The organism is Clostridium sp. AF27-5AA (genome assembly GCF_003478415.1).
Classification (GTDB): domain Bacteria; phylum Bacillota; class Clostridia; order Lachnospirales; family Lachnospiraceae; genus Otoolea; species Otoolea fessa.
Genome location: NZ_QUFH01000002.1, coordinates 384,873 through 390,069 on the forward strand (window position 1 = coordinate 384,873; position 5,197 = coordinate 390,069).

General features: G+C 52.9%; 10 protein-coding genes. 1 reads left to right on the top strand and 9 read right to left on the bottom strand.

Translation table 11 applies throughout. The annotated features are described in order from the left end of the window. Both DWY89_RS04155 and DWY89_RS04160 read right to left on the bottom strand, forming a co-directional pair. The coding region (locus DWY89_RS04155) for a relaxase/mobilization nuclease domain-containing protein (protein WP_118524407.1) at window positions 1–1,086 on the bottom strand (1,086 nt) is incomplete at its 3' end. Between the two features lie 79 nt (window positions 1,087–1,165). Further along, on the bottom strand, window positions 1,166–1,456 hold the full coding sequence (locus DWY89_RS04160; RefSeq protein ID WP_005927606.1) for a CD1845 family protein: 291 nt from the start codon (window positions 1,454–1,456) through the stop codon (window positions 1,166–1,168). Window positions 1,457–1,644: 188 nt separating this feature from the next. On the opposite strand from DWY89_RS04160, the gene DWY89_RS04165 reads away from it, so the two are divergent. Beyond that, on the top strand, window positions 1,645–2,472 hold the full coding sequence (locus tag DWY89_RS04165) for a hypothetical protein (RefSeq protein ID WP_015553877.1): 828 nt from the start codon (window positions 1,645–1,647) through the stop codon (window positions 2,470–2,472). 47 nt (window positions 2,473–2,519) lie between these two features. Here the strand turns inward: DWY89_RS04165 and mobC are convergent, their stop codons facing one another. The 7 genes from mobC to DWY89_RS04200 all read right to left on the bottom strand — a co-directional run. Next, window positions 2,520–2,861, bottom strand: a complete 342-nt coding sequence (mobC, locus tag DWY89_RS04170) for a plasmid mobilization relaxosome protein MobC (protein WP_012741672.1) — start codon at window positions 2,859–2,861, stop codon at window positions 2,520–2,522. Continuing rightward, the gene (locus tag DWY89_RS04175) at window positions 2,861–3,043 is read right to left on the bottom strand and encodes a DUF4316 domain-containing protein (RefSeq protein ID WP_003500078.1); all 183 of its coding nucleotides are present in this window, start codon (window positions 3,041–3,043) and stop codon (window positions 2,861–2,863) included. The genes mobC and DWY89_RS04175 overlap by 1 nt, the downstream gene beginning before the upstream one ends. A gap of 12 nt (window positions 3,044–3,055) precedes the next feature. Continuing rightward, window positions 3,056–3,646: a hypothetical protein gene (locus DWY89_RS04180; RefSeq protein WP_243022696.1), complete on the bottom strand. Its 591-nt coding sequence runs from the start codon at window positions 3,644–3,646 to the stop codon at window positions 3,056–3,058. Window positions 3,647–3,778: 132 nt separating this feature from the next. Then, entirely contained in the window at window positions 3,779–4,180 is a 402-nt protein-coding gene (locus DWY89_RS04185; RefSeq protein WP_064786966.1) for a cysteine-rich VLP domain-containing protein, read from the bottom strand. Then, window positions 4,181–4,378 (bottom strand): hypothetical protein, encoded by a 198-nt coding sequence (locus tag DWY89_RS04190; RefSeq protein ID WP_118524398.1) that lies wholly within the window; start codon window positions 4,376–4,378, stop codon window positions 4,181–4,183. It lies immediately after the preceding gene. Next, window positions 4,375–5,022, bottom strand: a complete 648-nt coding sequence (locus DWY89_RS04195) for a DUF4366 domain-containing protein (RefSeq protein WP_118524399.1) — start codon at window positions 5,020–5,022, stop codon at window positions 4,375–4,377. The genes DWY89_RS04190 and DWY89_RS04195 overlap by 4 nt, the downstream gene beginning before the upstream one ends. Beyond that, the coding region (locus DWY89_RS04200; RefSeq protein WP_118524400.1) for a DUF4315 family protein at window positions 5,009–5,197 on the bottom strand (189 nt) is incomplete at its 5' end. The genes DWY89_RS04195 and DWY89_RS04200, both read right to left, overlap by 14 nt.

The following is a 5,197-nucleotide window of genomic DNA, read 5'->3' on the forward strand; positions in this document are numbered from 1 at the left end:
GGCCTTTAGCCCGGCATTGGTTTTCATGGCCTGCTCCGTCTGCTTGACCTGTTCGGAAATAACATGGAAACGGTCTGCCGCCTCGGTGGCTTTCTTCGCCAACTGCTCATAATCGGTCAGGTTATTGTCCTGTATATAGGCAAGAGCGGCGGCCATCTGCTTAATGTTAAATACCTTCGCCCAGCGTTCATATCCCGGCCCCTTACCGGCAGCCAGCTTTGCTTGAATATCCACCGCCAGACTGATTTTCCGCTCCGAGCGCCCGGGGCGTTTTTCTTTGCCCTCAATGGCGGACAGAACATCTTGCAAGTCGTAGCCGTCCCCCAGCGTGGAGGCACGCAGACGGGTGAAGCGTTCCTGTCCCTGCCCGGTCAGCCGGAAGCTGATACCGCCGCCCCGAACCGTCTTGACCTCATAGCCGGCCCGCTTCATCAAATTGAGAAATTCGTCCAAATCAGCGGGGCGTTCCGCCAACGCAGTATCAATGGCAAGGCGCAGCCTGTCCTGATAGGAAAGCGGCCCTTTCCGGTCTTTCTGCCACTCTCCATAGTTCCGATACTTGCCCTTGCTCCGGGGCTTCGGGTTCTCCACGATGGATAGCCCGTTTTCAAGGCACAGCCTGTCAGAGAGCCGCCGAAGGGCGAAGCTGGAGCCCCAAAAATTTCGGAATTTCCGGGTGCAGTCAAGGGTGGTGGAGTTGTAATAAATGTGACAATGGATGTGCTGCTTATCGGTGTGCGTGGTAACGATAAAAGCGTGCCGCCCCTTTGTCCAGCGCATAGCCAGCTCATAGCCGATACGGTTCGCCTCCTTCGGGGTGATCTCGCCCGGATAGAAGGATTGTCGTATCTGATAGCACAGCACATTATTTTCTTTCTTCTGTTCCCGGCCCGTCATAGCGGCATAGCTGGCCTTTGCCAAAAGGAACTCGTCCGCCACGGTGGCCGGATCACATTCATAAGCGGAGATATACTTTCCGCTTTCTGTTTTCTCCGGGTCCTTGCCATAGTCCAGACAATCCCGGATAGCCTCAGCAATCGTTTCGCCTTCGCCCGCATGGCGCTGTAACAAAGTTGTGGTAGCCAAAAATCATTCCTCCTTTCCATGAGAAAGGGGCGGCCCATTCAGACCGCCCCGACTTCGGGCCAGTATGGCCCGAGGCTGCTTAACTTGCCAGAAACCGGTACAGAGCGGATTTGCCTCCGTCCAGCGCCCAAAGAAGGGAGCCCGCCGCCGCTTGCAGTCCATACGGCGAAAGAAGGAAGGCAAGAAACAGAAATACAATCCCGCCTATGGGCGTCGGCGTGAAAAAGAGAGCGACACCCAGCACCGTCAGGATCACAGAGGCAATCGTCAGCAGGACGGCACAAATATCAAATAGGAACACCAGCAGAGCCGCCAGAAGGGACAACGCTAAAGCAAAGGGAGCAACCAATATTTTCAGCAGTATCTTCATCTTCAAAACCTCCTTTATCTATCCTTCCTACCTCTATTTTATCATGCCTGCCCGGGGACATAAATGTTGCGAAAGATTAGTAAATCCTGTCCTAAAACTTCGGGTCATGCTGGCCCGAAGCTTGATGGTTTTATCTAAAAAGTTATGATATAATGAAATCAATATTTTGGTTAGACGAGGTGATGAACATGGGGAACAGCAGAGACGACTTTACTTCAGCAACAAAGGAATTACTGGCAAATCGGGTTGGTAGAAGATGTAGTAATCCTGCTTGCCGAAAGTTGACTTGTGGGGCAAATACCAATCCTGAAAAAATTACAAATATAGGGGTAGCAGCTCATATCTGTGCAGCGGCTCAAGGCGGTCCACGCTATGACGCTTCTATGACACCCGAAGAAAGAAAGTCGTTTGAAAATGGAATTTGGTTATGCCAGTCTTGTTCTAAATTGATTGATACGGATATTACTCGTTATCCTAAAGAACTGCTACAAAGTTGGAAGCAGCTTGCAGAACAGACAGCAATTTTGGAAGTCGAAACTACTTCTTCCACACCTGCCTTTGAAAAAGATAAAGAGCTTGTCCAATTTTATTTGGAGTGCTTTGATCGTCCAGCCTTTCAAGATGACATTTATCAAGAAGGTCGAATGGAGGATTTTGATAAAGCGATTGAAGATACGCTAATTGCCTTGAATACAGGGGTACTAAGAACTCGTGATGGCTCCATATTAAAACAGGCTGATGGAAAATCTTCTGTCCAAAACTCTTTATGGAGAGAAAAACTCTATACTATCACTGATATGCTAACAGCAATTCGCAGACGATTGAAAATAGCCAAAAAGGAAAAAGCCTATTCGACATATGGCACAGGCGAAGATGTCGCTTATTGTTTCTATGATCGTGAGCTTGCTGAATGGCTTAATTCTACACGAGAAGAAATACTAAAAATTCTATCGTCTATTTGTAAAGAGGCTGGACTTCGGGAATTACATTTTCGGAAACATAGATATAGATGGTAAAAAGAACAAGGCGGCAGGTCCCAACATCGGAACCTGCCGCCCTCGTCTTACTTTGCCACCAGCTCGGAAAGCTCCCGCAGCACCTTTGACACCTCGCCCCACAGTTTTTCATAGTCCCGCTTCAATCCGTCGATTTCCTCCGGGTACACGCCATAGGTATGTGCGTGTATGGCAACCTGATTGAGATTGTTAGAACAGCGCCGTTGCAGAGAGATCAACTCTTTTACAGGTGCAAGGTCGATGTGCAGGATATATCCATTCAGAGCCATTTTCCGCACATAAGCCCCGGCGTTGGAAATGCCCGCCTCAGCCATCCGTTCATGGATGGCTGCCAGCTCGTCCGGCGTTACCATAACGTGCAGATGGACATTCCGCTTGCGGTTCTCCATCAGCGTTCCAACTCCCGGCCTTTCCGGCGCTCTTTGGGCTCCTTTACCTTATCAAGCGGTTTTGCGTCCAACTCCGGGGGCGTGGGTGGGATAGGCGTGTTGTTGGGTACGCCGTCGATCATGTTGCAGTTCTGCTCCGTGGAGAGCTCGGCGGTTTTCAGATAGTTGTCTTTTTCGTGCATGGCGATCCTCCTTTATCGTTCCTCATGGTTTTTATGGCTCCGCTTCTGGCCGGGCTCCTTCGGGGGTTCCTGCCCTCTGGTTCCTTCTTTGAGCCGGGCGGTAATGGATGGGCGCACCCGGTCAGGATTGCCCGGTGCTGGTTTCAGTTCATAATCCTCCATCTGCTTTTCGGTCAGCGGCTTTGCGTAGGTCAGTTCGCCCCATGCCATCAGCCTGCCGTCTGCCACAGGACGCCGCCTGTCGTCATCGTAGTTGACGATGGAAAGAGGCTGGTTATCCGGCGGCTTCGGGTAAGTTCCTATGTCCACGGGCCGCTGGGTGGAATAATAGCGGTAAACGCCCTCCGGTCCCAGCTCGGTATGCTTGACCGCCGCATGGTAAAACTGCTGATAGTCGTCCACCCGGCGGTCAAAGTCCCGCTGCGCCCACGCCTGACTGGTTCCATAGCGGCCCCAGTAGTAATCCCGATGGCCGTTTTCCTCCTCGGTAAACTGCCAGGTCACAAAGGGGCTCGGCGCTCCCGGATTATGCCCCAGCGCAAAGCCGTGTCCGGTTTCAAAGGTGGCAGCTTTCAAAATCACATATCCTTGTACTGTCTCCAAGAGATTCCTCCTTTCTGTGCCTCGGGTCAACATGACCCGAAGTGCTGGATGTTACGAAATAAGAGGGCAGACCGGGGAGGAATGTAATAAGATATTCCCACCCCAGAAACACCCTCAAAAAAGCCCGGAATGTCAAGCCTTTGGAGGCGGCAAATCGTAACAGCCGCCCGGCCTTTTCTCCCGCATTTTCCTCATGCGTTCCCGGCTTTTCCGACGGTTTCCTTCGGCCTTGCAGACGTCGGAGCAGTAGGCTTGACGCCCCTCGGGCCAAAATGCCTTTCCGCAGACCGCACAGGCCCGCAGTTCCGGGGAGATTCCTTCCGTTGTCAGCGCCGCTTGAAGCTCCGGGTCAAGGGGCAGGACAGCCTCACGGAAGTAACGGCAGTACGCCCCTGTCCAGCACTTGTGCAGCATATAACAGGCACAGTCCAGAGGAAGGCACAGGCCGCTTTCCCTGTCATAGTTGGCACACATCCCCGTGACCAGAGAACGGATTTTCTTCTTCTCGTCACGGGTCAGCTCCCGGGCGTCCATTTAAGACTTCGGGCCACGATGGCCCGAAGGGCGGGGCTCCACGATCAGCGCCCGGAACTTCTTCCGGCACTGTTTTTTCTTTCCTTTGCACTCCTTGTAGTAACGGCATCCCATACAAGGGTTGTCATTGTCCCAGCCGGGGTGCGGTACTTCCTTCATCATTCGTTCAAAAGGGCTGCTTGTAAAATTCATTCTCATTCCTCCGTATCTTCCTCCCACGGCGGGGTATCTTCGTCCTCGGGTTCCTCTGCGATCTCCTCCAGCTCCCCGTCCTCATATTCGCAGTAATCATCTTCCAAATCCGGGTACTCATGCTGCGGCTTGTAAATCTTGAAATAGTAACCAATTCCACCGCCGGCCAACACCACCGCACCAATCAGGAGCAGAGAGAGAAGGGGGCTGTCCTTTTTCTCCGGCTCGGGTTCCGGTACTTCCTCCACCGGTTCAGTGGGCTTTGGCTCTGGCTCCGGGGTCACTTCTTTGGGCGGTTCCTTACCCTGTTCGGCAAGAGGCAGAAGGTCGTCTGTGGTAACGGTATTGAGGAAATAGACGTTCTCGCTGGTTTTCTGTTTGTCGATCACCAGATAAAACACGCTCTCGTCTGCGGTGGTGATGGTGTAGAACTCCTTTCCATCCTCGTCGGTGGCGTTGTCCACCACGGTTCCCGTCCCGTCCGGGGTAAAGGGGTTCTGGGTTTCCGGCTCTGCTTCGGTTTCTGCCGGGGAGGGAGCTGTCTCCGGCTGCGGCTCGCTGCTCTGTGCATAAGCCGGGACTGTAAAGATCAGGCAACACAAAAGGCTGGCAGCCATCGCCGCCAGCCTGCGGTATTTAATTTTCTTCATGGGCTGTGTCCTCCTTTTCGGGTGCCTCCGGCTTCGGGTCAGTATGGCCCGAAGCGGTAAGGCTGTTTTGGGGGTCATTCAGAAAAGCCATAAGCTGGGCGGGCGTCAATTTGAGGGAGCGCACCGCCTGCACGATCTGGCTGTTTTCTTCCTCCTGTTTCTGCTTTTCCAGCTC

What these genes read in the sequence shown, in the direction of transcription:
- DWY89_RS04160 (WP_005927606.1), bottom strand. Translation starts at nt 1,456, where the DNA reads ATGAAGATACTGCTGAAAATATTGGTTGCTCCCTTTGCTTTAGCGTTG.
- DWY89_RS04175 (WP_003500078.1), bottom strand. Translation starts at nt 3,043, where the DNA reads ATGCACGAAAAAGACAACTATCTGAAAACCGCCGAGCTCTCCACGGAG.
- DWY89_RS04195 (WP_118524399.1), bottom strand. Translation starts at nt 5,022, where the DNA reads ATGAAGAAAATTAAATACCGCAGGCTGGCGGCGATGGCTGCCAGCCTT.
- DWY89_RS04185 (WP_064786966.1), bottom strand. Translation starts at nt 4,180, where the DNA reads ATGGACGCCCGGGAGCTGACCCGTGACGAGAAGAAGAAAATCCGTTCT.
- DWY89_RS04190 (WP_118524398.1), bottom strand. Translation starts at nt 4,378, where the DNA reads ATGAGAATGAATTTTACAAGCAGCCCTTTTGAACGAATGATGAAGGAA.
- mobC (WP_012741672.1), bottom strand. Translation starts at nt 2,861, where the DNA reads ATGGAGAACCGCAAGCGGAATGTCCATCTGCACGTTATGGTAACGCCG.
- DWY89_RS04165 (WP_015553877.1), top strand. Translation starts at nt 1,645, where the DNA reads ATGGGGAACAGCAGAGACGACTTTACTTCAGCAACAAAGGAATTACTG.